This window comes from Curtobacterium sp. S6 (assembly GCF_000710345.2).
GTDB lineage: Bacteria > Actinomycetota > Actinomycetes > Actinomycetales > Micrococcaceae > Rothia.
The window spans coordinates 52685-76407 of record NZ_KL537415.1 but is presented as its reverse complement, the minus strand read 5'-3'; the positions used below and the strand labels follow the sequence as shown (position 1 = coordinate 76407).

Sequence of the window (23723 nt, the reverse complement as noted above, 5' to 3'; positions counted from 1 at the left end):
CTTTTTATGAGCACCACCAAGGATCACGGATCCGGAAACCGGCCGGAGGTCGTCGTCGGTGTGGGAGCCGTCAGCTTCCAGGACGTCGTCGACGTCGCCCGGCACGACGCGACCGTCCGCCTGTCCGACGAGGCCCTCGCGGCGATTGCCGAATCCAGCAAGCGTATCCAGGAGCTCGCCAACTTCGACCGCCCGGTCTACGGGGTGTCCACGGGATTCGGCGCCCTCGCGAGCCGCCACATTCCCCAGGAGATGCGCCGCCAACTCCAGCGCGGCCTGATCCGTTCGCACGCGGCCGGGTCCGGGCCCGAGGTCGAGCGAGAAGTCATCCGCGCGCTCATGCTGCTGCGCCTGTCGACGCTCGCGACCGGCCGAACCGGCGTCCGCCCCGAGGTCGCCCGCGCCTACGCGGACATGCTCAGCGCCGGGATCACCCCGGTGGTCCACGAATACGGTTCCCTGGGTTGCTCCGGGGACCTCGCCCCGCTCGCGCACTGTGCCCTCGCCGTCATCGGCGAAGGCCCCGTGCGCACCCGCGATGGTGAACTGACGACCTCCGCCGAGGCGCTCGCCGCCGCCGGCCTCGAGCCCGTGGTCCTCGCCGAGAAGGAGGGCCTGGCCCTCATCAACGGCACCGACGGAATGCTCGGACAGCTCGTGCTCGCGCTGAGCGATCTCGACCGCTTGATGCGTCTGGCCGACCTGGCCGCCGCCATGTCGGTCGAGGGTCAGCTCGGGACCGATCGCGTCTTCCAGGCCGATCTTCAGGCATTGCGTCCCCACCCGGGGCAGGCCGCCGCCGCCGCGAACATGACCGCGATCCTCGCCAAGTCGGGCATCGTCTTCAGTCACAAGGGCGACGACTGCACCTACGTCCAGGACGCCTACTCCCTGCGTTGCTCCCCGCAGGTCGCGGGTGCCGCCCGCGACACCATCGAGCACGCACGCACGGTGGCACACCGCGAGCTCGCGGCCGCCGTGGACAACCCGGTGGTGACCCTCGACGGTCGTGTGGAGTCCAACGGAAACTTCCACGGCGCACCCGTGGCCTACGTGTTGGACTTCCTCGCGATCGCGGTCGCGGACACCGCCTCCATTTCGGAGCGCCGCACGGATCGATTCCTCGACGTCGCGCGCAACCGAGGCCTGCCGCCCTTCCTGGCCGACGACGCCGGCGTGGATTCCGGCCACATGATCGCGCAGTACACCCAGGCCGCGATCGTCTCCGAGCTCAAGCGCCTGGCCAACCCCGCATCCGTGGACTCGATCCCGTCCTCGGCGATGCAGGAAGACCACGTGTCCATGGGGTGGTCGGCGGCGCGCAAGCTCCGCAAGGCCATCGACGGTCTGAACCGCGTCCTCGCGATCGAGATCCTCACGGCAGCCCGCGGCATCGACCTGCGCGAACCGGATGCCGCCCCGGCCACCGCCGCCGTCATCTCGGCCATACGCGCCGCGGGCGTCGAGGGCCCCGGCCCGGATCGTTTCCTCTCCCCGGAGATCGAAACGGTGGTGGGTCTGGTCTCCTCGGGTCAGCTCCTGGAGACCCTCGAGTCCGTGACTGGCGAACTTCGCTGATCACCCGCTCACCGTGACACCCCAGGGCCGCCGGTCGCCTCGCGCGCCGGCGGCCTTGCCGTGGCAACACGTGGCAATAACGTGATCCTTGCTACACCCACCGGGTAGACCGGGGGTAAGCCCGCAACGCGGCGGGCGCCGGATCGACGGGAGTGCTCATGACGACGCTGGGTGTGCAGATGATGATGCTCAAGGACGAGGTCGCACGGGACGGGATGTATTCCGTGCTCGAACGGATCAAGGACCTGGGCTACGAGTCGGTCGAGGTCTCCCAAATTCCCCTGGACGAGCCCAATACCCGAGACCTGGAACGCGGCGTCGCGGAGCTCGGTCTGACGGTCGGCGCGCTGTCCGTGGCCCTGAAGAAAACCCCGACGGCCACCGGCGACGCCCTCGACGAGGATTTCGGGAAGGTCGTCTCCGACTGCCGTCGCCTGGGCGTGAGGTTCGTCCGCATCGGCATGATGCCTTTCGACGCGATGGCATCGAAGCAGGCCTGCGAGGCGTGGGGCCGCGAATGCGAGGAAGCGGCCCGGCGGCTCGGGGCCGAAGGCGTGACCCTCTGCTATCACAACCACCACGTCGACCTCGCACAGTTCGACGGCGAGCGGATCTTCGACATCGTCCGCCGCGTGGCACCGAGCCTGCGCTTCGAGGTGGACCTCCACTGGGTCCAGCGCGGCGGCATGAACCCGCTGGACATGCTCAAGGAGTACGCGGGCATGTGCAAGCTCATCCACGTCAAGGACTATCGGGTGGTTCCCCTCCCGCCGGAGAACATGAGGCTCTTGGAGGACGGAACCCCGGAGGCTCGCGCGGAATTCATGCGCCGTTTCGCGCTGCTGCCGCAGTTCGCGGAGGTCGGCGCCGGGAACATGAACTGGCCGGAACTCTTGCCTGCAGCCCTGGAGGCCGGGGCGGAGCACTTCTTCGTGGAGCAGGACGAACTCTACGGGCGCGATCCCTTCGACTGCCTCGCGGATTCCCGCGCGTACCTGCGCTCGATCGGATACTGACCAAGGCATAGCAACATCCCGCGTGGCCGCGGGCGGTCCGTGCCGACTATCGCTCGGCCTGCTGACCGCTTCTCTCGACCTCTCGGACCGAGATGTTGTGCCGGCCCGGGGTTAAGCCGTGCGCCGCGATGACCTGATTCACCCGCGTCGTCACGGCCCGCGCGATGCTCAGGGCCGTATCCGGGACGTCGCCGGAGACCCACAGCGCCGCGGTGAGCGTGGCGGTCGAGTCTTCCACGACCACCCGGAGCCCGTCGGTGTCCGCGGCTTCGGCTCGGGCGCTCCTCGGCCGCGTCCAGAGGGTCCGGAGGAAATCGCCGACGCTCGGTTCGCGGCGAGTCACCCCGGGGACCGCGTCGATGGACCGGGCCAGGACCTCGAGCAACCCGTCCGGGTGGTCGGGGGTGACCACCGTCCCGCTCTGGGGATCCTGCTGAGGGAATCGTTCGCTAGTCATTGAGCACATCCTCCACGGAGAATTCGATGTCGACGACGCGCGCCCCGAGCGTGCGCGTGATGGCCTCGATGATGGCCGGGCGCACGGCGTGATCGAGGTCGTCGATGTGGAAACGAGGCGAAACCGCCAGGCCGACCTTCAGCCTCAACGGTTGCAGGCCGTCGGTGGGATCGTCGGGTCCGGTCACGGCGCAGCGGCGAGCCGTCAGGCCCGGGTGCGCGTCGACGACCTCGCGGGCCGTCCGAGCGATCACCATCTGGCTGAAGGAGACGGTGGCCTCGGTGTCGCGGTGCACGGGGATGTCTGCGCCGCGCCGGAGATTCGACCGGGCGAAGTTCAGGACGCGTTCCCGGGTCTGGGAGGTGCACGAGAGGGAACGGTCCTCCTGCTGCGCCTGCTGGGTCATCGCCTCGAGCTGGCGGAGCCGCTCGCGGAGGTCGCTGCAGTAGGGGCAGTCGCGCTGGTGCTCGTCGGGCGGGGAATCCTGGGTGTCCATCACCGATTCGACGGTCCGCCCGCATTCCAGAAGTTCGTCGTTATTCATCGCCATTCCTTCATGTCCTGGGCCAGACGCGCGCGTGCTCGAGAGAGTCGGCCGCGCACCGTGGCGATCGGGGTCGCGAGGGTTTCGGAGATCTCCGCGTAGGAGAGGCCCATGTATTCCCGAAGCACCCAGCATGCCCGTTGATCCTCGGGCAGGCGCTGGAGCAAGGTCGAGAGCTCATCCATGCTCGAACGGTTCTCGACCAGTCGTTGCGGGTCGTTGGCCGGGTGGGTGTCGACCATCGAGGGGTGATCCTGGTTGGTTTCGTCGATGGGCAGGGTCTCGGCGTTCCGTGGGGACCGCAGGATGTCCTTGCACCGGTTGACGGCCTGCCGATAGAGCCACGTCGGGAAGGCCTCTGGGATCGCGAGGTAGTCCAGCTTGGTCCACGCGTTCATGAGGGCTTCCTGGGCCACGTCCTCGGCGTCGGCACGATTGCCGAGCATGCGGAACGCCAGCCGGAGCAACGGTGCTTGATAGCGGTCCACGAGCCGTTCGAAGGATGCGATATCACCGTCCTGCGCACGCAGCACCAAGGTGGCGACGTGCTCGGGGGTGAATTCTTCGTCGCGATTCATGGAATGCGTACTCCTCCTCGCTTCGGCCATCCGTAAAAGGCCGTGATGCCCTCCATCTTTGCAGATTCGCGGGCCGAGCGGCACCCTCAAAAATTTTTTCAGAAAACGCGTGACGAATCGATCTCAGGCTCGTCAGTATTAGTACAAGCCCGTTTCGACCAGAATAAAGGGAGTTATCACCATGGCTAACGAAAACAAGGCACCGCAGAACAGCAGCGTCGGCGAATCGGCCGGCCCCCTGCAGACCAGCAAGGGCAACACCACCATCAACGACACCGTCGTCCAGAAGCTCGCCGGCATCGCCGCACGCGAGGTTCCCGGCGTGTACTCCATGGGCAACGCCGCGCGCCGCGCGTTCGATTCGCTCTCGGAGCGCATCCCCGGCTCGCAGACCAACGTCGCCGGCGGCGTCTCGGTGGAGAAGGGCGAGAAGCAGGCCGCGGTCGATCTCAGCATCGTCATCGAGTACGGAACTTCCGTCGTCGAGATCGCTAACAGCATCCGTCGCAACGTGATCCGCACCGTCGAGCAGGCCACCGGCCTTCAGGTCATCGAGGTCAACATCGACGTCACCGACGTCCACCTCCCCAACGATGATGACCAGAACGAAGACTCGAGCGACCGCGAACTTCAGTAATTGAGCTGGGGACCCGGGAGTTTGGCCCGGGTCCCCGACCCATGATCTTTTCTCTGGAAAGGGACACAGCATGAAACCGAGTCAATTGGGACTCATCGTTGGTTTGGCATTGGGCGCCATCGCGTTCTTCGGAGGATTCCTCGCATTCCTCGTCGCGGTCGTGTTCGCGGCCATCGGTGCGGCCGTCGGTCTCCTCTTGGAGGGCAAGCTTGACCTGCGCTCCCTGATGGGTCGCGGCTCCGACAGGAGGTGACCATGTCTTCCAGCGCGCCACAGCAGGGCCACTCCGCGCCCGCGGGCCCCGAGTCCTCGGGTTCACGCGAGGCCCCGGAGAATCGAGGGCGCCTCGTGATCGCCGATCGCGTGGTCGAGAAGATCGCGGCGCAGTGCGCCTCGGAATTCGCGACCGTGGGCGGTCGGGGCGGAGGCTTCCTTGGCGTGGGAGGCCACGCCGACCTGGAATCACGCCCCCACGTCAAGGTCGAACTCACCGGGTCGATCGCTGTTCTCAGCGTCGAACTCGGCCTCGAGTATCCCCTCCCCATCGAGGAGACGACCGAGCGGGTGCGTGAGGCCCTCGTGCGCACAGTGTCCCGCCTTGCCGGCGTCGAGGTCCGGCAGGTGGATATCCGGGTCAAATACCTCGTTCCTCAAGAAGGCCGACGCGAAAGGGTACTGCTGTGAAATCACTACGACGGCGCCCGACGCGCGCCACGGCCTCGATCATCGCGGCCCTCGTGCTCCTCGCGATCGGGGTGTTGCTGACCTGGATGGGTATTCACAAACTCGCCACGGGCCAGTGGTGGCCTCAGGTCAGTAGCGCCGCGGACTCGGCCTCATCGGCCGCGTGGAACTCACCCTGGGGTTGGGCCGCTGCCGCCGTGGCCGCGGTCTTGGGACTCATCCTGTTGCTCTGCGCGTTCCTGCCCGGCGGTTTCAACGCCGCGGCACTCGGGCAGCAGCAGGAGGCCAACGGCCACTCCCGTGGACCGATCGATGCGGTCGTCAACAACCGCGGGCTCGCGACCCTCGCCTCGGCGGCGGCCGCGCAGGTCGACGGCGTCGCCGGGGTTAAGTCCACGGCCACGCCCAAGGCCGTGTCCGTGCGCATCACCACGCCGTTGCGTTCCACCGAGGAGCTCCAGAACCAGGTGCGAGCCGTCGTGGAGGAGCGGTTGGCATCGGCCGATCTCGATCGCTTCCCCAAGGTGCGGGTATCCGCGCAGAGCAAGGACGTGTCATGAAAAAAACCGCAGGTGCATTCAATCGGACCTGGCTCGCGATCATCGGGTTCGTCCTGTTGGCCGCGGGCGTCCTGTGGGGCATCGTCGCCGCCGGTCTGCTCGCGGGCGCCGGAAGTCTTTGGGAGCCTTCCGGAACCCCGCTGAGCGGGGCCAGCGACGTTCTCGATGCCGAATGGTTGGCCGGGGCGGCCATCATCGTCGGCATCGTGCTGGGCCTCTGGGGAATCTGGTGGCTCGTCCGCCAGGCTCCGCGGAGCGCGGCGGCCTCGACCTTCCGGTTCCAGCGGGACCCCCAGCACGGGGTCACCCTGGTGGAACCCAAGGTCATCGCGTCGGCGGTCGCCGAGCACGTTCAAACGCTCACCTACGTCACGGATGCTAAGGCGGGCCTCAAAGGCCAGCGAACCAACGCCGAGCTGATCCTGAACGTCACGGTGAACGAACGTGCCGACCTGCCGACCGTGACTCGAGAAATCCGCGAGCAGGTTCTGCCCGCTGCCTCTCGAGTCCTGGGAAGCCCCGTGGACAGGGTGGGAATCGCGTATGCGGTCTCCCGGGACTCCCGCTCGAAGCGCACCGTTCAGGTGCAATGAGCGGTTCCCCGGCCTGATCGTGGAGTTTCTACCAGCCGGCCTCCTGCTTGCCGAAGTGTTGCCGGCGACGAAGAGGTTTGGGGGGACTCCACGGTCCTGCGCTCAGGGGCACGCCTAGGTGCCTCCGGGGCATGAATACCGAAAGGCCCGTCGAGAATTCGACGGGCCTTTGGCGTATCCAGCGGCGGATCCTTCAGCGCTGAGGGTAGGTTCCCTCCGCGGCGATCCGCTCGTTCAGCAGCTCGAGGTGTTCGTCGAGGTCGAAGTCCAGGGGAACCTCTTCGCCCTTCCAGGCCGAGAGGTGAATCGCGTTGGCCAGGCGGACCCCGGCGATCCCGTCGGTTCCGGGCGCCAGCAACGGAGCGCCTTCCAGCACGTGAAGCGCGAAGTTTTCCAGCACGCCCGTGTGCTGCTCTCCCCACACGGATTCGAACTCGAGCTTTTCTTCCTCGTAAAACTCGTGGGGATCCAGCGAACCTTGGAACAGGCCCTTGACGGCCTGCATATCCAGACCCCGGGAGAGCTCCTGCTCGTCCTCGCGCAGGCGGTAGATGTGGGCCGTGCGGGAGCCATCGACCACGATCTTCCCTCGCTCGCCGAGGATTTCGAGCCGGTCGGTCCCGACCAGGTCGTGCGTGGCGGTGATGAACACGCCGGTCGCGCCGTTTCCGTAGTCCAAGACCGCCGTGACCTCGTCTTCCACGGGAATATCCCGGCGGAAGCCGAACGCGGCCTTCGCGAAGACCGACCGCGGCACCCCGCACATCCACTGGAGGAGATCGAGCTGGTGGGGCGCCTGATTGACCAGGACCCCGCCGCCCTCGCCTCCCCAGGTGGCGCGCCAGGCCGACTGGTCGTAGTAGCCCTGGGGCCGCCACCACGTGGTGATGATCCAGTTCGTCCGGCGAAGGGCGCCGATTTCTCCGGCGTCGATGATCTCCTTGATCCTGCGGTACAGCGGGTTATTGCGCTGATTGAACATGATCGCGAAGGGCACGTCCGGGGTCTGCTCGGCCACGCGGTTCAGCTCGGCGACCTGCTTGGTGTAGACCCCCGCGGGCTTCTCGACGAGCACCGGAATCCCGCGGTGCAGGGCCTCGATGCCCATCTCCGGATGGAGATAGTGCGGGACGCAGGTCACCACCGCGTCGACCAGACCCGAGGCCAAGAGGTCGGAATAGTCCTCGAGCGTGGGGACGCCCGGGTGGTCTCGCTCGGCCTGAGCGCGGCGCTGCGGGTCGACGTCGCAGATGGCGCCGATCGACAGGTGCGGCGTGCGGCCGTCGGCGATGAAGCCGGCGTAGGTCGAGCCCTGAGCGCCGTAGCCAACGATGCCGAGACGGAGCGTTCCCTGGGATGGAGCGGTTGTCATGAAGATCCTCTTTCCTACTGGTCGGTGCGGTGGGGAGCGTCCGCCGGGGTGTCCGGGAGGCCGTCCGCGGCGTCCGGAGCGACCGCGCGCGTGCCGGACATTTTCAGCGTGAGCTGTTTGCGCGTCTCGTTCTCTTCCACGATCCGGCTGAACAGCGCGTCGGTCAACGGATAGCGCAGCATCACGAAGAATCCGATGAGGCACAGGGCGGCCGGCAGGATGCCCGACGTCAGCCGGATCCCCATCACGGCCCCCTCGGATTGGACGGCCGCGCCGCCGACGTACCCCGTCAGACCGATGAGCCCCGCCGCGGCGGCCCCGCCGAAGGCCTGGCCCAGCTTGCGGACAAAGGAAAACACGGCGTACGTGGTCCCTTCGGTGCGGCGGCCGGTCTTCCACTCGCCGTATTCGACCGTGTCCGCTTCCATGGCCCACATCAGGGTGTTGAGCAGGCCGATGCCGAGACCCAGGAAGAAGAAGGCGACGCACGCGAGCCACGGCATCGTCGGCGGGCAGACGAAGACGAGGATGCCGCCGAGCATGAAGGAGACCGCGCCGGAGAGGTACACGAACCGCTTTCCGAACCGGGCCACGGCGCGGCCGATGAACGGCGCAGCGACGAAGATCGAGGCCGTCTGGATGATCGTCAGCAGGGAGAACAGGGCGGCGTTGCCCATGACGTCGCGGGCGAAGTAGATGCCCATGGTGCTCAGGCACACGTGCGAGGTCAGCACGATCAGCGATCCCACCGAGAGCCAGATCAGGGCCTTGTTCTTGGCTAGCACGCCCACGGCCTGTGTGAAGCTCACCTGGTCATCCGGCGGGCGGACCACGCGTTCCTTGGCGGTTAGGAAAGTGAAGACGTACAGCGCGACCCCCAGAATCACGAAGACGAGGGTGATCATGGTGAGCGACCCCTGGAGCCCCGTGGTCGCGTCGTGGGCCGCGGCGGCCTTGGCGGCGTCGAGCTGCGCCTGGGAGGCGTTCGCCTCCCCGCCCAGATCGGCGACCTTCTGCTGATACAGATTCGACGAGCTGAAGCGTTGAACCATCGGGGCCACGACGATCGCGATCAGCATGACGGCGACCTGCGAACCGGCCGTCCGGAAGGTCGCGAGCTTGGCGCGCTCGACCGGGGCCTGGGTCATGGCCGAGGCCAGCGAACCGTATGGGATGTTGACCATGGAATAGAACATCATCATGACGCCGTAGGAGAGGTATGCCCAGAACAGCTTCATCGTCAGGCTGTCGACCTCGGGGAGGGAGAACACCCACACCGAGCAGAGCATGAGCGGCAGGCAGGACCAGAGGATCCAGGGGCGGAACTTCCCCCAGCGGCTGGTGGTCTTGTCCACCCACCGACCCACGATCACGTCGCCGATGCCGTCCCAAATGCGCACGATCAGGAAGATCGGTGCCGCGTAGGCCGCGGGGATCCCGACGACGTCGGTGTAGTACAGCAGCAGGAACGTGCTGACCATGTTGAAGGCGAGGTTATTGCCGGCGTCGCCGGCCGCGTATCCCAGGAAGGCGCGCAGCGGGAGTTTGCCGGTCGCGCCCTTGGTGGGACTCGCGGCCTCGTGGACGGTCTCGGGGGCGGATGTGTGTGACATCGTCGTCATCCTTCGTCGGAAAAAGTGTCGCAGGCCACAAATGGCCGGTGCTTCCCTTCATCCTGAGGGCATCGCGATGGCCGAACTAGTAGTTGCCACAAGTTGCTTGGGCCTCCCAAAAAGTGATCTGTGCAATATGTGGCAACCCGTTGCCGCGTCGCCGCGGGTGGGTCAGGGTGGATGCAGGATGACGCCCGACGTATGAGGAGCAAGAACATGTGGACCCTGTCCGGATTTTCCGACGAGATCTCTCAGGACCTCGAGACCCAGTGCGCCCACGCGCGGTCGCTGGGGCTCGACTACATCGAGTTCCGCAGCGCCTGGGACACCAACGTCCTCGACCTCGACGACCAGCAGCTGGAACGCGCCGTCGAGATCATGGACCGTCACGGGATCAAGGTCTCCAGCATCGGATCGCCCATCGGCAAGATCGGCATTCACGACCCCATCGATCCGCACCTGGAACGGGCGCAGCACGCGGTCGAGGTGGCCCGCGTCTTCGGGGCACCCTACGTGCGCATCTTCTCGTTCTTCATGCCGGACGGGGACGACCCTGATGATCATCGGGACGAGGTCATCACCCGCATGCGGGCCCTCGCCGACGTCGCCGAGGAAGGGCGGGTGACGTTCCTCCACGAGAACGAGAAGAAGATCTACGGAGATATCCCGCGCCGATGCGTGGACATCTTCGAGTCGGTGGATTCCCCGCGGTTGAAGGCCGCCTGGGACTCCGCGAATTTCGTGCAGTGCGGCATCCGTCCCTTCAGCGAAGGCTACGAGCAGATCCGGCCCCATCTGGAATACGTCCAGGTCAAGGACGCGCACCTGTCCGACGGCGAGGTTGTGGTGACCGGCGACGGCGACGGGGAGCTGCGGGAAACCCTGGCCGCCCTGGCCGGTGACGGCTTCGACGGATTCTTTTCCCTGGAGCCGCACCTCTCGGTGACCCACGAACTCGGCGGATTCTCCGGGCCGGACCTCTTCACCGAGGCCCACGCGGCGTTCACGGGACTCCTGAACGAGCAGGGGATCCAGTACCGGTGAGCATTCGATCCCTGATCGTCGGCTACGGGTCCGTGAGCGCGGTGCACGTCGAGGCCCTGCGCCGGATGGACGAAGCGCGGCTCGTGGGCGTGTGCGACGTCGACCCCGAACGACGCCGTGCCGCCGAACGCGACCTCGGCGTGCCGACCGCGGGGCGCATCGAGGACGCGCTCGCGGACTGGGCCCCGGACGTCGTGCACGTGACCACGCCCCACGACCAGCATGAGCCCGTGATCCTCGCGGCGCTCGCGGCCGGGTGTGAGGTGCTGACCGAGAAGCCGCTGAGCTCGACGCTCGAGGGCGCGAGGAGGATCATTGCCGCGGCCCGAAACGCGGCGGAGGGGCCGTCGGCTCGCGTGCCGCGCGTGGGGGTGTGCTTTCAGAATCGGTACAACCGCTCGGCGCAGGTCATGAAGCAGACCATCGATTCCGGCGAATTCGGCGCCGTGACGGGGGCCGTGGCCACGGTCGCGTGGCACCGGCCGCCGGAGTACTACACCGAGAAACCGTGGCGCGGGACCTGGGCGGGCAGCGGCGGCGGCCTGCTCATCAACCAGGCGATCCACACGATCGATCTCCTGCAGTGGATGCTCGGGCCGGTGGCCTCGGTCAGGGGTCGGGTGGGCACCGACGCGCTCCAGGGCGTGATCGAGGTTGAGGACACCGCGGCGCTGACGCTGACGCACGAGTCCGGCGTGCGCAGCGTACTCATGGCCACGAATGCCGCGCCGACGAATCTGCCGGTGACCATGGACGTCGTGATGGAGCGCGGGCACCTGAGGAGCGGGGTCGAGCTGGTGGTCTCTGGGGAAGGGGTTCCGGACCGCGTGATCAAGGAGCGGCTGCCGTCCGATCGCGCGAAGTCCTATTGGGGTGCATCCCATACGGAACTGATCCGGGATTTCTACTCGGGGTTCTCCAGCGGCGAGAAATTCTGGATCGATCCGCGAGAGGCCCTGGCATCGTTGCAAATTCTCAAAGCAGCATATGACGGCCCCGGTGGATTTTCCGACCGTCCCGGCCGTGAATGTGACCGAGAAAACCCCTATATCCCATAAACCCCACTATTTGGTGTGACCTCAAGGGTGTTTACGCGGTAAGATTTGCAATGAGTCAACACCCCGAAATTCGTATACACCTTATGAAGGGAAATTGATCATGAGTATTATCAGCTGGATCATCATCGGAATTATCGTTGGCGCGTTGGCCAAGCTCATCATGCCGGGACGTCAGGGCGGCGGAATCATCGTCACCATGATCCTCGGCATCGTCGGAGGCCTGCTGGGCGGCTGGCTTGGCAAGGTCCTGTTCCACGTTCAGGGCAACGGCTTCTTCTCGCTCACGACGTGGATCTTGTCTCTCGTCGGAGCGTTGATCGTGCTGTTCATCTGGGGCCTCATCTTCGGCCGCAATAAGAACCGCGCATAAGTACAAGGTGCGCGTGCACGATCACTCGTGACGCAACGAAACGGGGCGGCCCTTGGGGCCGCCCCGTTTTGTGTCTCCGCGGAGGCTCACCGCGAGGATTCCTCGTCGCGTGAATCGTCGCGATCCTTCGTCAGCACCCGCTGCCTCTCCCGCTGGCCGTGCGTCATGCGCCGCATATCGGCCTCGGCGTCGAAGCCCGAACCCAGGCCGCCGGCGATGACCCCCATCGAGGCGCTGAGCCACGCGATGACGAGGTAATCGGACAGTACCGGCTCCGACCCCAGGGTCTGCTTCATGAACTCCGGGCTGATGACCACGAGCCCGCCGAGCAGGATCAGCACGAACAGCGACGCATAGAGCGTCGCGATGCAGATGATCAGCGTCGCGATCGTGGAGAGGTTGTACAGAACCACGACGCGTCCCACCCGCCCGCCGTCGAGCGGGCGGTCCCAGAGGCGATTGCGCAGGATGAGCCAGGTGGTCATGACCAGGATCGAGACGACGGTGATGATCGCGAGCCGCAGCGGGGAGAGGGTCGCCGCCATCTGCCAGATGGAACTGTAGAAGATGCCGAAGGCCCCGGCGGCCGCGGCCGCGCTCATCGCGCTCGAAAGCTTGGGGATCGTCTTCCAGGGTTCGTTGGCCATGACCATGCCCGCGACGGTGCGGGTCGGGCCGGTGACGGTGTGCGCGAAGAGGCGATAGATGCCGTCCTCGTCGCCGTTCTCCTGCTTCCGCCACTGGTTCCATCCCTGGGTGGCCCCGTTGTCCTCCGACCACCCCGTCAGCAGCGCCGAGAGGCCGCGGCTGATCACGTCCACGAGCCTCTTCTTGGGGTACAGGACGCCCATCGTGGGGCACGAGACGAAAAGATGCATCCGGTTGCAGTCCATCTGGGCGACCACGGGTTGTTTTTCCCGATGGAGCGGCATTTCGGTGAGGAATACCCGGGCGTCGTAGCTGATGTCCTGGGATTCCTCGGGCAGCTCGATCTCGCTCGCGAGCTCATTCTCGGGGGTCACCGGCACGATCCTGCTGAGGTGATCGACCGTGGTCTCCTCGCCGAGGGACGTGCGGATCGCCGCTTCCAGCGAGTCGCGGCTACGCTCGAGCCGGCGCGTCGGCAGGCCCGGATCGGTGACGATGAGGATTCGGGGCGGGCTGGAGGAAAGTGTCACGAGTACTCCGTCTTCGGTGGTTCAACGATGCGGTTCGGCGCACTATACGCCGGGTTTGAGGTGCGGGTGGATGGTCGATGCTTCCTCATCCAAATCTCGCATATATGCGGCGAAGCCAGAAGGCGCGCGTCCCTCGCGCCGGGCGGAGGTCAGGACCCGATGCCGCGAGGTGGCGATGCGCCGCGCCGTGATCTCGGTCAGGCGCTCGACGATGTCCACGTCTTCGCCGGTCGAGAGGGCACGGAAGCCGCCGACGTCGAGGTAACGATTCAGCCTCAGGCCCAGGTTGGCCCCGTGCACGTGCGGGTGCCCTTCCTCGGGAGGATGCCTGCTGCTCCAGAGCCGGTGGGCCGGGTGGAGGGGGTCCCCGTCGGGAACCACGGCCCCCAAGACGACGTCCCAGCCGTCGTCGGCGAGAACGCGTTGGGTGTGCAGCCAGTGCGGCGGCACGAGGGTGTCGGCATCCGTGTGCGCGGTCCACACGGTCGCGGGATCGGTGCCGGCGAAGATCTTCTGGACGCGCCGAACCCCGGCCGCCCGGACGGAACCGACGCCGTCGTACGCGCCCTCGAGGATCTCGACGGTGACGGGGCCGGAAGCGCTCGCGGAACGCCTCGCGACGCGGGCGGAACCGTCGTGGCACGAGTCCAGGACCACGACGACGCGGGTCGGGACCGGGACCGGCCGGGCCGCGGCGATCACGGAGGACAGGCAAGCGCCCAAGCCGTCTTCCTCGTTGTGAACCGGGATCACGACCCCGATGCCCCCGATGGGTGCGCGTGTCATGACCGGTGCACTGGCCCGGGCGCCTCATCGGTCCAGACGCGCAGGTCGAAGTCGGGGTCGGTGATGCTGGTCCCCGCGGTCATCCCGAGGTGCTCGTCGAGGATCCGGTGGACCCGCCGGGAGTTCAGGGGCCAGCCGTGAATCGGGTGGCGCCAGTGGCAGGCAAGGACGGCCCGAGGCGCGAGCTCCGATACGCGCCGGGCCAGCTCGACCATGCGGGGCGGGCTCAGAAAATAGCCCACCTCGGAGATCACGACCAGGTCGATCACGCGTCCCTCCACGATGCTGTCCCATTCCTCGGGGAACGAGGCCTCGACCCATTCGATGCGATCGCTGTCCCAGTAGGCCCGGGCCTGCGCGAGGGCCGCGGCGCTCTCGTCCACGGCGGTCTCGGCGTCGCACCGCGAGGCCAGGTCGTGGGCCAGGGCCCCGACGGAGCAGCCCAGTTCCAGGGCCGCGGCGTAACGGCCCTGGGGGAGAGCGGCGAGGGTGAGTGCCCGCTTGCGTTCTTCGTACCAGGCGCTCCGGGTGTTCCACGGGTCGGGCGTGGCCTCGTGCAGGCCCTCGAAGGGGCGGTCCACTCGGGGCAGGGGCCGGATGAAGTGTTCGGTGACCCGGTCGAAGTGAACCGTGACGTTGCGACCCACGATGGCCTCATTGCCGGGTTCCGGTCCCAGGGGCGAGGTCTGCGACGGGTAGCGCGCCATCGCGGACCGTTTGGCCTGAAGGGCGGGGCCGTCCACGGCGAAGCGCACCAGCCGGTGGTTCTCGGTCAGCGGCTCCAGGTCCGAGGGGTGCCCCCAGTGCCACAGCCACAGGGGCGCCTCGAGGTGGGTCGCCCCGGTCCGCGACGCGGCGGTCGCGCAGGCGTCGGCCGCGGCCTCATGGTCGGGATGCCGGTCCCCGGCCCACGGGGAGATCAGCAGGGTCGATTCGGCCTCCGGCCCCAGGGCGGCGACCACGGCCTCGACGAGGTCCGTGAGACGGGAGGCAATCTGCCCGTCGTCGAGCCCGGCCAGGTGCACCTCGGCGCCGGGAGCCAGGGCGCCCACGGCGTCCCGGAACTCGATGCTGCGGATCCGGCGGAGTTCCTCGCGGCCGTGCGTCGGAGAGTCCGGGTGGGACGCCTCGCCCGCGGTGGCCAAGACGACGGTCACCGCGCGTCCCCGGGCCGCCGCGGAGGCGATCAGGCCTCCCGCGAATAAGGTTTCGTCATCCGGGTGCGCGGCCACGACGACGACCCGGTCGAACGGGTCGAGGCGCAGCTCGTCGGCCGCATCGAGGAGCGGGGTCCGGAACCACTCCTCCTCGTCGGTTCCGGTGTCATCGTGCCGGAAGGCCGGTTCGCGGTCGGCCGTCACGAGGCGCTCCAGGACGCGGTCTCGCCGTCGAGCAGCGCCTCGCCGAGGCCCGCGACGTCGCGCTCCGGCTTGTGCTGCTGGCCATAGATCCGCAGATCCGCCACCATGCGGGAGCATTCTTCGTCCTGGGTCAGGGGCCCCGGCCCCAGGACGCTGCCGACGGCCTCGAGCGCCGACTCGCAGGCCTCGTGGACGGTTCCCCTCACCCGCAGGGCGGTGGGCCACGCCTCGGAGGCCGCTCGGGGCGGGGTGGCTTCCATGTCGTGGGCGATCGCGGCGAGCAACGTCCCGGCCGCGTGGAGACGCATCTCGCATCGGCCCAGGTGGTACAGGGCTATCTGATCCGGCGTGCGTTCGGCGCAGGAGGCCTGCACCCGACGCGCCAGCGAACACGCCGCGCCCCACCACACGGCCGCGACGCCGATGCCTCCCAGGGCAAATCCCGGTCGGCGAAGGTACCAGCCGTCCTCGCCCACGGGAACCGCGGGCGCCTCGCGGAAGTCCGTCGCGGAGGAGACGACGTTGTCCAGCCCGCGGGAAACCCACGTCCCCGATTCGACGCCGACCCTGGGGTCCCGGAGAGCGACGGCGAAGAGCCGCCGTTCCGTCTCGGAGGTCCAGGCGGTGACCAGTGCGTGGGACAGGGTGCCGGCGAGGGAACACCACGGCTTGCGGCCGGAAAGGCTCCACGAACCATCCGGCGCAGGCGTCGCGGTGAGGCGGGTTCCGCGGCCCTCGGCGGCGAAGACTCCCCAGGTGGCGTCGTCGGGAAATTGCCCGGCCGGAACCGCCGCTTCGTCGAGGATGGTCAGAGCGTCCAGGTGGGGCTCGAGCGTGCGCGCGACCGTCAGATCCAGCGAGCCGAGGGCGGCCAGGCCTTCCCACCGGGATAACAGCGTGGTGCCCGCGGCGGGACTCAGCTCGGCCACGACCTCCGGTGCCCACCGGAGGATGGCGCGAGGGTCGGGCGCCGCCGAGGCCAGCTCCGAGCGGAGCCGAGCGGGAAGCCTGTGCGCGTGGTTCAAGGGTGATGGCGTCATGACTTCAATTCTTGTGAGACCGACATATCGCCGGTGCCGCCGATAGCGCTATTCTTACCTGAAATTCTTATATCGACGGGCCGACGCGAAAACTATCATCGGGGATTTCCCCGCGCTGATCAATAAGCGACGCGACGAGGCGGATTACTCGTGTCGGAAACGGCCCCTCACGCCGGGTTCTTCTCGAGGTGCTGGGTCTTCTCCTGGGCCGCATTGCTCTGGGATGTCACGCGGTTGGACCATCCGCAGACGCAGGAAATGATGAATCCCAAGGGGGAGGACGATTCCGTGATCGGCTGAATCGAGACGTCGTGAGGCATGAAGAGAATTATGGCATATCGGGGGCGCGGCAAAAGCCTTCTGGCATACGGAAACGTCATTTCACGGGACGCGCCGGCGGCCTTGACGGCGAATAATTTTATATAAATTGGAAAGCAAAGCACTTTCCGCGTCCGAGCCGGCTAGCCCGCCTCGATCAGCAGCACGCCCAGAATGATGAGTCCCATGCCCACGAGCATGCGTCGGGTCAGCGGTTCTTTCCACAAGGCCCTGGCCATCAGCGCGACCATCACGATCCCGACGGCGGTCCATAACCCGTAGGCCACGCCCACCGGCATGCCCGCGTTGAGCGTCAGCCCGAGAAAACCGAAGGCGATCGTGTACCCGAGGACGACCGGGATGAGCCACAGCTTCTTCCGGAAGCCGTCGCTCGCCCGCAGGCTCAGGGTGGCCGTCACCTCGGAGAGGATGGACAGGGATAACCAGAGCCAGCTCACGGATTTCTCCTCTGGAAGGCGGCGGTCGGCTCTTGGTGAGCGCCGGATTCCACGAGGACGACCCCCGCGATCACCGCGAGGATGCCGATCATCGCGGCCGGGCTCAGCGTTTCCCCAAAGAGGGCCGTGCCGAGCATCGCGACGCAGGCCACGCCGGCGGCACCCCAGATGCTGTACACCGTTCCGATCCGCAGCCCGGAACGCAGGGAGAGACCCAGCAGGGTGAACGATGCCGCGTAGGCCAGGATCACGAGCGGGGCCCACCCGGGGGCCTCGATGCTCGCGCGTAACGAGAGCGTTCCCGTGACTTCGGCAATGATTGCCCCGATGAGCAGCGGCCACTGGCGCATGCGGTGTCTTCCCCCTCGCGGTCGTTGGACGCGGACGCCCTTCATCCTCCGGCATGGCGGTTGCGGGCGGCAAACGGCGGGGAAATATTCAGGCCGTCCCGTCGAAAACGTCGTGCGGATGACCCGATATCGGTCCACCGGTGTTCGCCGGGACGGCCTGATGCCGTCAAGCGGTGAGTTTCCTTCAGTCCGAGAGGCTTACTCGATCTCGACGACGGGCGAGTAGTCCGAGGAATCCCCTTCGAGCGAGTAGCTGGAACGGCCGTCCACCGACCGAGGGATGTCACCGGCCACCGTGACCCGTTTGAGCGTGCGGGGAGCGCGGCCGTAATTGTCGATCGCGTAGTGCTGGGTGATGCGATTGTCGAAGAGGACGAGTTGGCCCGGTTCCCACGCGACCCGCACCACGTATTCCGGTCGGGTCACGTGCCGCTGGAAAATCCGCAGGATATCCAGTGACTCTTCGCTCGTGACCCCGAGGATCTTGAGGCGCTGGGCGAAGGCACCGATGAACAGGCCCCTTTCGCCGGTGAGAGGGTGGACCCGAACCACCGGGTGGGCCGTCGCGAACGACGAGGAGACGAACTGCTTCTGGTAGCTGCGTTCGGCCTCGGACGTGACGGTGTCCGGGCGAACGTAGTCGGATTCATTGCTGTGAACGGCCCACAATGAGTCCGCGAAATTCCGCAGTTCCTCGGGCAGGCCGGCGTACGCGGCCGCGGCGTTGGCGATGAGTGTTTCACCTCCGTACTCCGGCAGGGTTACGGCGCGCAGCGTGGAGGCCTGGGGAGGGTTGATCACGAAGGTCACGTCCGTGTGCCATTTATTGGCCACGGAGGACTCGCTGTCGACCGGGAGGATATTCTTCGAATCCGGTCCGTCGAACCTAACGGTTGGGTGCGCGGTGGTCAGGGGGCCAAAGGAGGCCGCGAAGTCGGCTTGTTGCTCATTCGTGGACACGCCAGACTCCTTGAAAATCAGGGCCTTGTGCTCGTTCAGTAGCCCTCGGATCTTCTCGACGAGGTCCGGGGCGGGCGGTGTCGAGAGGTCGGCGCCGGTGATCTCGGCGCCGATGTGGTGGCCGAGCCGACGGACGGTGAGGCCCGAGTCGGCGGCGTGGGAGGTGTTGGGGGAATGGGCCGTGGTGGTCATGAGATTCTCCTGGGGTATGCGTTGTGAGGACGGGGTAGATGGTGCAGGGACGGTCAGTTTTCGGTGTGGCTTCTCCACCGCGAGAATCGCTTCTCCAGGGCCACGAGAGCGGTGTTGACCACCAGGCCCAGCAGGGAGATCGTGATCACCCCCGCATACATCTGAGGTATCAGGAAGCTGTTCTGGCTTGAGGTGATCAGGAATCCCAAACCGGCTTTGGCCCCGACCATCTCCGCGGCCACCAGCACCAGGATCGCCGCGGAGCCGGCGACGCGAACGCCCGTGAAGATCGTGGGCACCGCGCCGGGAAGCACGATGCTGGTGAAGAGCCGGAATTTGCTGAGTCCCAGCGTGCGGCCGGCACGAATCAGGAGCGGGTCCACGGTTTTGACGCCGGCCGCGGTGTTCAGGAGCACCGGGAAGAAGGCCGCGTAGATGACGATCACGACCTTGGACAGCTCCCCGATGCCCAGTAGGAGGACGAAGACGGGAAGCAGGGCAAGTGCCGCGGTATTCCTGAAAATCTCCAGGAGCGGGTTGAGGGTTTGATAGACCACGCGATACCAACCGACCAGCAGGCCGAGGGTTATGCCGAGCACCGTGGCGATCGCGAAGCCGACGACCGACCTCGCGAGGCTGGCCGAAAAGTGTTCCCACAACTGACCGCTCGTGAAGAGACCCCACCACGCGGCCGCGACCACGTGGAAGCGCGGCAGAAAAACCTGAAAAGAGCTCGAGCCCAGGAGCGGGCCAAACTCCCAGAGGAGGAGGAAAGCCGCGATCGCGTAGGTGCCCCGGAGGGCGGCGAATCGGCCGTGCCGGCGCGCCCGCCCGGGAGGGTTTTGGGGCCCGGTGAGGGAGGCGGCGTCGTCGAGGGTCGGTTCGCGGGCCTGGACGGGGAGGGTCGCGGTCTGTGTCACGGTGTTGCTCCTATCGGTGATTGGTCGTGGAGAAGGTTCCAGACGCGGTGCCGAGCCTCCACAAATTCCGGTGTCGATCGAAGGTCCACGCCCGGTTGTGGCTTCTGGTCCGCGACGTCCACCACGGCGGTGACCCGGCCGGGTTTCGCCCGCAGGACCACGACCCGCTGTCCGAGATAGACGGCCTCTTCAACCGAGTGGGTGATGAAGACGATGGTGGTTCCGGTGCGTTTCCAGATGGTGAGGAGCTCGCTTTGGAGCAGTTCCCTGGTCTGGGCGTCTAGTGCCCCGAAGGGCTCGTCCATGAGGAGAATGTCTGGTTCATACGAGAGGGACCTGGCGATCGCGACCCGTTGCTTCATGCCGCCGGATAGCTCGTGGGGGTAGCGGTCTTCGAAGCCGTCGAGTCCCACCAACTGGAGGTATCGGCGCGCGATTCCCCGTCGATCTTCGCCGCGGCGATGCCCCGTGGCCTTCAGCGCAAAGACGATATTCTCTTCGGCCGTTTTCCAGGGAAGGAGGGCGTATTGCTGGAAGACGACCCCGCGTTCTTTCCCAGGTCCGTGGATGGGTTCACCGTCCACGCTGATGGTGCCCGAACTCGGAGCGCTGAGGCCCGCGAGCAGGTCCAGAATCGTGGTCTTCCCCGACCCAGACGGGCCGACCATGGTCAGGAATTCACCGTGCCGGATATCCAGGTCGACGCCTTCGATCGCGGTGGTCCACGAGGCACCCGCCCCGTCCGGTGAGCGGACAGAGAAGGACTTGGAGACCTCCGCCAAGCGGATTTTCGGAGGGTGTGTCATGTGGTGCTCCCGGTGTCGGCCGCGTTACGGATGAGTGAGTTGGTGAAGTAGCGCTCGGGCGAGACGTCGCCGTCGATGATGTGCCCATCCCGGAGCCAGTCGGACCACCGGGAAAAGTCTTCGGCACGCATCACGCCGCCGTTGGTGAGGCCGCTGGACTTCCAGTACTGCAAGGGGGCCGGGTCTTCTCCGCGGTCCCTCCGGCGGACGATGCCCGTGAACCGGCGGACCACCGTTTCGCGGGGTTGCTGCCTCGCCCACCGGATGGCCCGGTCCATTCCCGAGGCGAGTTCCCGCGCGAGCTCGGGGTTTGCCTCGATCCATTCCCGTCGCATGACCATCTGGCCCGCCGGGAACGCGCCGAATTCGGCGACATCGCGGCCCAGCTCGCGAAGGTTATGGTGCTCGCGGGCGAGGTCCTGGGCGATCCCGTCGATCACCGCGGCGTCGAGATGTCCGCGCATGACGGAGATTTCGAGGTCGCTCGGCGGAATGGGCACAAAAGTGATATCGGAAATATCTTTGTCCGCCAACCCGTTGGCGCTGAGATATTGATAAATGAATGCTTCCGCGTGGGCTCCCAGCGTGTTCATTCCGATGGTTTTTCCGATGAGGTCGCGGGGGCTTTTTATGGTCGAATTTCGCGCGGTATATAGCGCGACGTATGTCTTGTCATCCGAGCCGTAGTAATTCGACACACCCGTGATATCGGCGCCGGCCTCGACGAGTTTGATGACCGCTCCCGCGAAGGCGTGACCCACATCGGCGTCGCCGGTCGCGACCGTCTGGATATCCTGGGGCCCGCTCGTCGTGTTCCCGATGTACTCGAGCTCGGCGGTGGGCAGGTAGCCCAGGTCGTGAGCGAGCTCGACGAAAAGCACGGTCTGTGGCCAGCCTTGGTAGCGGACCTTCTTCCCCGAGTTGGCGGCCGACGCCGCGCCTCCGCAGCCGCTCAGGGCGCCGATCAGGCCGATGCCTCCGAGGAAGCCCGCCGTGCGCAGGGCCGTCCTGCGGTTCGGGGTCGGGTGCCTTGGGGGTGGTGGAAGACCAGGTGGGTTAGGCATGGTGAGCGTTCCTTCTGTGCGACGTCGTCCGCTCCCTTCCGCCTGGAGTGCGGTGGCTGCGATGGGTGCGTACGACTTTTCTGTGGGTGTATTTCTGGAACGCTAAACCCGGTCGAAAATCCCGGTCAATGGCCTATTCACACCGCGACATAGTTCATCGAGGGTCACTTTTTGAACCTTTCATGAATCCCGATGAAGGGGGGTCTGTTTTTTGGATGGATTCGGTCGTAGGTTGGCAATTTCAATGTAGGTCTATAAATGAGGAATACGAGATGCCCGATCTGAAGTTCCATTGGTTTCTTCCCACGAATGGCGATTCCCGAGGCATCGTCTCTGGCGGCCACGGCGCCGATATCAGCTACACCGCCGGCCAGAGGGAGCCCAGCCTCGCGTACCTTCGCCAGGTCGCGCAGGCCGCCGAATTCAACGGCTTTGAGGCCGTCCTGACGCCCACCGGCCGGTGGTGCCGCGATTCGTGGTTGACCACGGCGGCGATAGCCCAACACACGGAGCGGTTGAAATTCCTGGTGGCTTTTCGGCCCGGGTCGCTCTCGCCAACATTGGGAGCTCAGATGGCCGCGACCTACCAGCAGATCACCGGTGGACGCCTCGAACTGAACATCGTGACCGGCGGCGAAGCCGCGGAACAGCGGGCCTATGGGGACTTCCTGGACAAACCGGGAAGGTACGCGAGAACCGGTGAGTTCCTCGACGTCGTGAGCAGGCTGTGGGAGGGCGGCGAGCCCTTCGACTACGCCGGCGATCATCTGGCGGTCGAGCAGGCCAGCCTCGCCGAGGTTCCAGAGCCACGGCCCAATATCTACTTCGGAGGTTCCTCGCCGGAAGCGGGGGAGATCGCCGCGCGGCATGCCGACGTGTACCTTACCTGGGGTGAGCCGCCCCAGCAGGCGAAGAAGAAAATCGACTGGATCCGCTCCCTGGCCGCGGAGCGGGGGAGGAATATCAGATTTGGGATCAGGCTCCACACGATTTCCAGGGACACCTCGGCGGAGGCCTGGGCGGTGGCCGAGGGCCTGCTGAAGAACCTCTCACCCGAGCTCATCGCGCGTCAGCAAAGCGCGTTGCGCGCCTCGGAGTCCACGGGGCAGCGTCGCATGCTGGATTTGAACGGCGGTTCTTCCTCGGACCTGGAAGTCCACCCGGGGCTTTGGGCCGGCGTCGGGTTGGTTCGAGGCGGGGCGGGAACCTCGCTGGTGGGATCCCACGAAGAAGTCGCGGATCTCATCCGGCAGTACGCCGCCGTGGGATTCGAGGAGTTCGTGCTGTCAGGGTATCCGTGCCTCGAAGAGGCGTACTGGTTCGGTGAAGGGGTCCGGCCTCTGTTGAGGGACGCGGGCTGACGCACCCGGACGGCGTCCGGCGCCGGGACGGGCCGATCGGGGAAGGCCGCTTAAAAGGGACGGGGTCGGCCGAGAACCAAAGGTCCCCGGGCCGACCCGGCGCCCGGGCAAGTGAAGCGTACAAGAACTCTGCCCGGGGTAACCCCCGAACGGCTCTTGAGCCAACACACCGCTCGAGCGAAGATTACTTTACGGGCCGCCACGTCTCGGAACAAGGTAGCTTGGCTATGGTGTCTGACACGGCCCACGGGCGGCATCCTCGCTTCTGACCCGGGGTTACGGTCGCCCGATCCGGGGCGTATCGTCGCAGGCATGGATGCGATCTCACTGTTGCAAGACCTGGCCCACCGACCCTCAGAGGCCGCCGCGCGGCTCAAGGACAAGCTCACGCCCGAGATGCTGAACTATCACCCGGGGGATCACGATAATTCGATCGCCTGGCTGTTGTGGCACACCGCCCGGGAGATCGACGAACAGGTCAGCGCGATGTCCGGCCGAGAGCCGGTGTGGACCGCCCAGGGCTTCGACCGGCGCTTCGGGCTCGACCTCGAGGAGCACGAGCTGGGCTACGGCCACAGCTCGGAACGCGCGAGGTCGATCGTCGTCGAGGACGTCGACCTGCTCTTCGAGCACCTCGACGCCGTGGTTGACGACGAACTCGAGTACCTAGCTTCCCTGACGGCGTCGGATCTCGACGACGTCGTGGACGAGAACTGGGACCCGCCGGTCACCCGGGCCGCTCGACTGGTGAGCGTTTCGGAGGATGCGCTTCAGCACATCGGCCAGGCCACGTACGTCACCGGAATGCGCTCCACCTTCGAGTAA

At 66.4% G+C, this 23723-nt stretch carries 28 protein-coding genes; 12 read left to right on the top strand and 16 right to left on the bottom strand.

Features of this window, described 5'->3' with window-relative positions; translation table 11 throughout:
* Window positions 1-6: 6 nt before the first annotated feature.
* Together hutH and CURSPS6_RS11335 are read left to right on the top strand one after the other, a co-directional pair.
* Window positions 7-1578, top strand: coding sequence for a histidine ammonia-lyase (gene hutH / locus CURSPS6_RS11340; RefSeq protein ID WP_030016311.1), 1572 nt, complete (start codon window positions 7-9; stop codon window positions 1576-1578).
* A 158-nt stretch (window positions 1579-1736) separates the two neighbouring features.
* Window positions 1737-2594, top strand: coding sequence for a sugar phosphate isomerase/epimerase family protein (locus CURSPS6_RS11335; protein WP_030016309.1), 858 nt, complete (start codon window positions 1737-1739; stop codon window positions 2592-2594).
* 46 nt (window positions 2595-2640) lie between these two features.
* Here the strand turns inward: CURSPS6_RS11335 and CURSPS6_RS11330 are convergent, their stop codons facing one another.
* Genes CURSPS6_RS11330 through CURSPS6_RS11320 form a run of 3 tightly spaced genes read right to left on the bottom strand, consistent with a single transcriptional unit; the run spans window position 2641 to window position 4173 of the window.
* The gene (locus CURSPS6_RS11330; RefSeq protein WP_030016307.1) at window positions 2641-3051 is read right to left on the bottom strand and encodes a hypothetical protein; all 411 of its coding nucleotides are present in this window, start codon (window positions 3049-3051) and stop codon (window positions 2641-2643) included.
* Window positions 3044-3595, bottom strand: coding sequence for a hypothetical protein (locus CURSPS6_RS11325; RefSeq protein ID WP_030016305.1), 552 nt, complete (start codon window positions 3593-3595; stop codon window positions 3044-3046). Before CURSPS6_RS11325 ends, CURSPS6_RS11330 begins: the two co-directional genes overlap by 8 nt.
* Window positions 3592-4173, bottom strand: coding sequence for an RNA polymerase sigma factor (locus CURSPS6_RS11320; protein WP_030016303.1), 582 nt, complete (start codon window positions 4171-4173; stop codon window positions 3592-3594). Before CURSPS6_RS11320 ends, CURSPS6_RS11325 begins: the two co-directional genes overlap by 4 nt.
* A gap of 181 nt (window positions 4174-4354) precedes the next feature.
* Here CURSPS6_RS11320 and CURSPS6_RS11315 point away from each other — a divergent pair, with 181 nt between their 5' ends.
* The 5 genes from CURSPS6_RS11315 to CURSPS6_RS11295 all read left to right on the top strand — a co-directional run bounded on the left by CURSPS6_RS11315 (window position 4355) and on the right by CURSPS6_RS11295 (window position 6647).
* Window positions 4355-4810, top strand: a complete 456-nt coding sequence (locus tag CURSPS6_RS11315; protein WP_030016302.1) for an Asp23/Gls24 family envelope stress response protein — start codon at window positions 4355-4357, stop codon at window positions 4808-4810.
* A 70-nt stretch (window positions 4811-4880) separates the two neighbouring features.
* Entirely contained in the window at window positions 4881-5063 is a 183-nt protein-coding gene (locus CURSPS6_RS11310; protein ID WP_030016300.1) for a hypothetical protein, read from the top strand.
* 2 nt (window positions 5064-5065) lie between these two features.
* Window positions 5066-5494: an Asp23/Gls24 family envelope stress response protein gene (locus CURSPS6_RS11305; RefSeq protein ID WP_082470515.1), complete on the top strand. Its 429-nt coding sequence runs from the start codon at window positions 5066-5068 to the stop codon at window positions 5492-5494.
* Window positions 5491-6054 carry a DUF6286 domain-containing protein gene (locus tag CURSPS6_RS11300; protein ID WP_051687973.1) on the top strand — a complete coding sequence of 188 codons (564 nt, stop codon included), beginning with the start codon at window positions 5491-5493 and terminating at the stop codon, window positions 6052-6054. Before CURSPS6_RS11305 ends, CURSPS6_RS11300 begins: the two co-directional genes overlap by 4 nt.
* Window positions 6051-6647 (top strand): hypothetical protein, encoded by a 597-nt coding sequence (locus CURSPS6_RS11295; RefSeq protein ID WP_030016294.1) that lies wholly within the window; start codon window positions 6051-6053, stop codon window positions 6645-6647. The genes CURSPS6_RS11300 and CURSPS6_RS11295 overlap by 4 nt, the downstream gene beginning before the upstream one ends.
* 193 nt (window positions 6648-6840) lie before the next feature.
* Here the strand turns inward: CURSPS6_RS11295 and CURSPS6_RS11290 are convergent, their stop codons facing one another.
* Together CURSPS6_RS11290 and CURSPS6_RS11285 are read right to left on the bottom strand one after the other, a co-directional pair.
* The gene (locus tag CURSPS6_RS11290; RefSeq protein WP_030016292.1) at window positions 6841-8019 is read right to left on the bottom strand and encodes a Gfo/Idh/MocA family protein; all 1179 of its coding nucleotides are present in this window, start codon (window positions 8017-8019) and stop codon (window positions 6841-6843) included.
* 14 nt (window positions 8020-8033) lie between these two features.
* Window positions 8034-9632, bottom strand: a complete 1599-nt coding sequence (locus CURSPS6_RS11285; protein ID WP_160319799.1) for a glycoside-pentoside-hexuronide (GPH):cation symporter — start codon at window positions 9630-9632, stop codon at window positions 8034-8036.
* 201 nt (window positions 9633-9833) lie between these two features.
* Here CURSPS6_RS11285 and CURSPS6_RS11280 point away from each other — a divergent pair, with 201 nt between their 5' ends.
* The 3 genes from CURSPS6_RS11280 (at window position 9834) to CURSPS6_RS11270 (ending at window position 12104) form a co-directional block, all read left to right on the top strand.
* Window positions 9834-10676, top strand: a complete 843-nt coding sequence (locus tag CURSPS6_RS11280; RefSeq protein WP_035811275.1) for a sugar phosphate isomerase/epimerase family protein — start codon at window positions 9834-9836, stop codon at window positions 10674-10676.
* On the top strand, window positions 10673-11734 hold the full coding sequence (locus tag CURSPS6_RS11275) for a Gfo/Idh/MocA family protein (protein WP_030016285.1): 1062 nt from the start codon (window positions 10673-10675) through the stop codon (window positions 11732-11734). The genes CURSPS6_RS11280 and CURSPS6_RS11275 overlap by 4 nt, the downstream gene beginning before the upstream one ends.
* 100 nt (window positions 11735-11834) lie before the next feature.
* On the top strand, window positions 11835-12104 hold the full coding sequence (locus CURSPS6_RS11270; protein ID WP_030016283.1) for a GlsB/YeaQ/YmgE family stress response membrane protein: 270 nt from the start codon (window positions 11835-11837) through the stop codon (window positions 12102-12104).
* A gap of 86 nt (window positions 12105-12190) precedes the next feature.
* On the opposite strand, the gene CURSPS6_RS11265 is transcribed toward CURSPS6_RS11270, so the two are convergent.
* The 11 genes from CURSPS6_RS11265 to CURSPS6_RS11220 all read right to left on the bottom strand — a co-directional run bounded on the left by CURSPS6_RS11265 (window position 12191) and on the right by CURSPS6_RS11220 (window position 21537).
* Window positions 12191-13282: a hypothetical protein gene (locus CURSPS6_RS11265; protein WP_051687971.1), complete on the bottom strand. Its 1092-nt coding sequence runs from the start codon at window positions 13280-13282 to the stop codon at window positions 12191-12193.
* Between the two features lie 42 nt (window positions 13283-13324).
* Window positions 13325-14068, bottom strand: a complete 744-nt coding sequence (locus CURSPS6_RS11260; protein ID WP_051687970.1) for a glycosyltransferase — start codon at window positions 14066-14068, stop codon at window positions 13325-13327.
* Complete coding sequence (locus CURSPS6_RS11255; RefSeq protein ID WP_051687969.1) at window positions 14065-15429, bottom strand: bifunctional PIG-L family deacetylase/class I SAM-dependent methyltransferase; 1365 nt, start codon at window positions 15427-15429, stop codon at window positions 14065-14067. The genes CURSPS6_RS11260 and CURSPS6_RS11255 overlap by 4 nt, the downstream gene beginning before the upstream one ends.
* Window positions 15426-16469, bottom strand: a complete 1044-nt coding sequence (locus CURSPS6_RS12660; protein WP_030016276.1) for an acyl-CoA dehydrogenase family protein — start codon at window positions 16467-16469, stop codon at window positions 15426-15428. Before CURSPS6_RS12660 ends, CURSPS6_RS11255 begins: the two co-directional genes overlap by 4 nt.
* Window positions 16470-16636: 167 nt before the next feature.
* Window positions 16637-16789: a hypothetical protein gene (locus CURSPS6_RS12655; RefSeq protein WP_160319798.1), complete on the bottom strand. Its 153-nt coding sequence runs from the start codon at window positions 16787-16789 to the stop codon at window positions 16637-16639.
* 141 nt (window positions 16790-16930) lie between these two features.
* Window positions 16931-17245, bottom strand: coding sequence for a DMT family transporter (locus CURSPS6_RS11245; protein ID WP_030016275.1), 315 nt, complete (start codon window positions 17243-17245; stop codon window positions 16931-16933).
* A complete protein-coding gene (locus CURSPS6_RS11240) occupies window positions 17242-17595 on the bottom strand; it encodes a DMT family transporter (RefSeq protein WP_030016273.1) in 354 nt (117 codons plus the stop codon). The genes CURSPS6_RS11245 and CURSPS6_RS11240 overlap by 4 nt, the downstream gene beginning before the upstream one ends.
* A gap of 198 nt (window positions 17596-17793) precedes the next feature.
* On the bottom strand, window positions 17794-18747 hold the full coding sequence (locus tag CURSPS6_RS11235; protein ID WP_051687967.1) for a TauD/TfdA dioxygenase family protein: 954 nt from the start codon (window positions 18745-18747) through the stop codon (window positions 17794-17796).
* Window positions 18748-18800: 53 nt separating this feature from the next.
* Window positions 18801-19667, bottom strand: a complete 867-nt coding sequence (locus CURSPS6_RS11230; RefSeq protein ID WP_200910952.1) for an ABC transporter permease — start codon at window positions 19665-19667, stop codon at window positions 18801-18803.
* A complete protein-coding gene (locus tag CURSPS6_RS11225; RefSeq protein ID WP_030016267.1) occupies window positions 19664-20473 on the bottom strand; it encodes an ABC transporter ATP-binding protein in 810 nt (269 codons plus the stop codon). The genes CURSPS6_RS11230 and CURSPS6_RS11225 overlap by 4 nt, the downstream gene beginning before the upstream one ends.
* Window positions 20470-21537 carry an ABC transporter substrate-binding protein gene (locus CURSPS6_RS11220; protein ID WP_030016265.1) on the bottom strand — a complete coding sequence of 356 codons (1068 nt, stop codon included), beginning with the start codon at window positions 21535-21537 and terminating at the stop codon, window positions 20470-20472. The genes CURSPS6_RS11225 and CURSPS6_RS11220 overlap by 4 nt, the downstream gene beginning before the upstream one ends.
* A 272-nt stretch (window positions 21538-21809) precedes the next feature.
* Here CURSPS6_RS11220 and CURSPS6_RS11215 point away from each other — a divergent pair, with 272 nt between their 5' ends.
* Both CURSPS6_RS11215 and CURSPS6_RS11210 read left to right on the top strand, forming a co-directional pair.
* The gene (locus CURSPS6_RS11215) at window positions 21810-22898 is read left to right on the top strand and encodes an LLM class flavin-dependent oxidoreductase (protein WP_030016263.1); all 1089 of its coding nucleotides are present in this window, start codon (window positions 21810-21812) and stop codon (window positions 22896-22898) included.
* A 312-nt stretch (window positions 22899-23210) separates the two neighbouring features.
* A complete protein-coding gene (locus CURSPS6_RS11210) occupies window positions 23211-23723 on the top strand; it encodes a mycothiol transferase (RefSeq protein WP_030016261.1) in 513 nt (170 codons plus the stop codon).

What these genes read in the sequence shown, in the direction of transcription:
- CURSPS6_RS11235 (WP_051687967.1), bottom strand. Translation starts at nt 18,747, where the DNA reads ATGACCACCACGGCCCATTCCCCCAACACCTCCCACGCCGCCGACTCG.
- CURSPS6_RS11270 (WP_030016283.1), top strand. Translation starts at nt 11,835, where the DNA reads ATGAGTATTATCAGCTGGATCATCATCGGAATTATCGTTGGCGCGTTG.
- CURSPS6_RS11225 (WP_030016267.1), bottom strand. Translation starts at nt 20,473, where the DNA reads ATGACACACCCTCCGAAAATCCGCTTGGCGGAGGTCTCCAAGTCCTTC.
- CURSPS6_RS11215 (WP_030016263.1), top strand. Translation starts at nt 21,810, where the DNA reads ATGCCCGATCTGAAGTTCCATTGGTTTCTTCCCACGAATGGCGATTCC.
- CURSPS6_RS12660 (WP_030016276.1), bottom strand. Translation starts at nt 16,469, where the DNA reads ATGACGCCATCACCCTTGAACCACGCGCACAGGCTTCCCGCTCGGCTC.
- hutH (WP_030016311.1), top strand. Translation starts at nt 7, where the DNA reads ATGAGCACCACCAAGGATCACGGATCCGGAAACCGGCCGGAGGTCGTC.
- CURSPS6_RS11210 (WP_030016261.1), top strand. Translation starts at nt 23,211, where the DNA reads ATGGATGCGATCTCACTGTTGCAAGACCTGGCCCACCGACCCTCAGAG.
- CURSPS6_RS11290 (WP_030016292.1), bottom strand. Translation starts at nt 8,019, where the DNA reads ATGACAACCGCTCCATCCCAGGGAACGCTCCGTCTCGGCATCGTTGGC.
- CURSPS6_RS11310 (WP_030016300.1), top strand. Translation starts at nt 4,881, where the DNA reads ATGAAACCGAGTCAATTGGGACTCATCGTTGGTTTGGCATTGGGCGCC.
- CURSPS6_RS11335 (WP_030016309.1), top strand. Translation starts at nt 1,737, where the DNA reads ATGACGACGCTGGGTGTGCAGATGATGATGCTCAAGGACGAGGTCGCA.
- CURSPS6_RS11280 (WP_035811275.1), top strand. Translation starts at nt 9,834, where the DNA reads ATGAGGAGCAAGAACATGTGGACCCTGTCCGGATTTTCCGACGAGATC.
- CURSPS6_RS11330 (WP_030016307.1), bottom strand. Translation starts at nt 3,051, where the DNA reads ATGACTAGCGAACGATTCCCTCAGCAGGATCCCCAGAGCGGGACGGTG.
- CURSPS6_RS11260 (WP_051687970.1), bottom strand. Translation starts at nt 14,068, where the DNA reads ATGACACGCGCACCCATCGGGGGCATCGGGGTCGTGATCCCGGTTCAC.
- CURSPS6_RS11325 (WP_030016305.1), bottom strand. Translation starts at nt 3,595, where the DNA reads ATGAATAACGACGAACTTCTGGAATGCGGGCGGACCGTCGAATCGGTG.
- CURSPS6_RS11285 (WP_160319799.1), bottom strand. Translation starts at nt 9,632, where the DNA reads ATGTCACACACATCCGCCCCCGAGACCGTCCACGAGGCCGCGAGTCCC.
- CURSPS6_RS11305 (WP_082470515.1), top strand. Translation starts at nt 5,066, where the DNA reads ATGTCTTCCAGCGCGCCACAGCAGGGCCACTCCGCGCCCGCGGGCCCC.
- CURSPS6_RS11320 (WP_030016303.1), bottom strand. Translation starts at nt 4,173, where the DNA reads ATGAATCGCGACGAAGAATTCACCCCCGAGCACGTCGCCACCTTGGTG.
- CURSPS6_RS11315 (WP_030016302.1), top strand. Translation starts at nt 4,355, where the DNA reads ATGGCTAACGAAAACAAGGCACCGCAGAACAGCAGCGTCGGCGAATCG.
- CURSPS6_RS12655 (WP_160319798.1), bottom strand. Translation starts at nt 16,789, where the DNA reads ATGCCTCACGACGTCTCGATTCAGCCGATCACGGAATCGTCCTCCCCC.
- CURSPS6_RS11295 (WP_030016294.1), top strand. Translation starts at nt 6,051, where the DNA reads ATGAAAAAAACCGCAGGTGCATTCAATCGGACCTGGCTCGCGATCATC.
- CURSPS6_RS11240 (WP_030016273.1), bottom strand. Translation starts at nt 17,595, where the DNA reads ATGCGCCAGTGGCCGCTGCTCATCGGGGCAATCATTGCCGAAGTCACG.
- CURSPS6_RS11220 (WP_030016265.1), bottom strand. Translation starts at nt 21,537, where the DNA reads ATGCCTAACCCACCTGGTCTTCCACCACCCCCAAGGCACCCGACCCCG.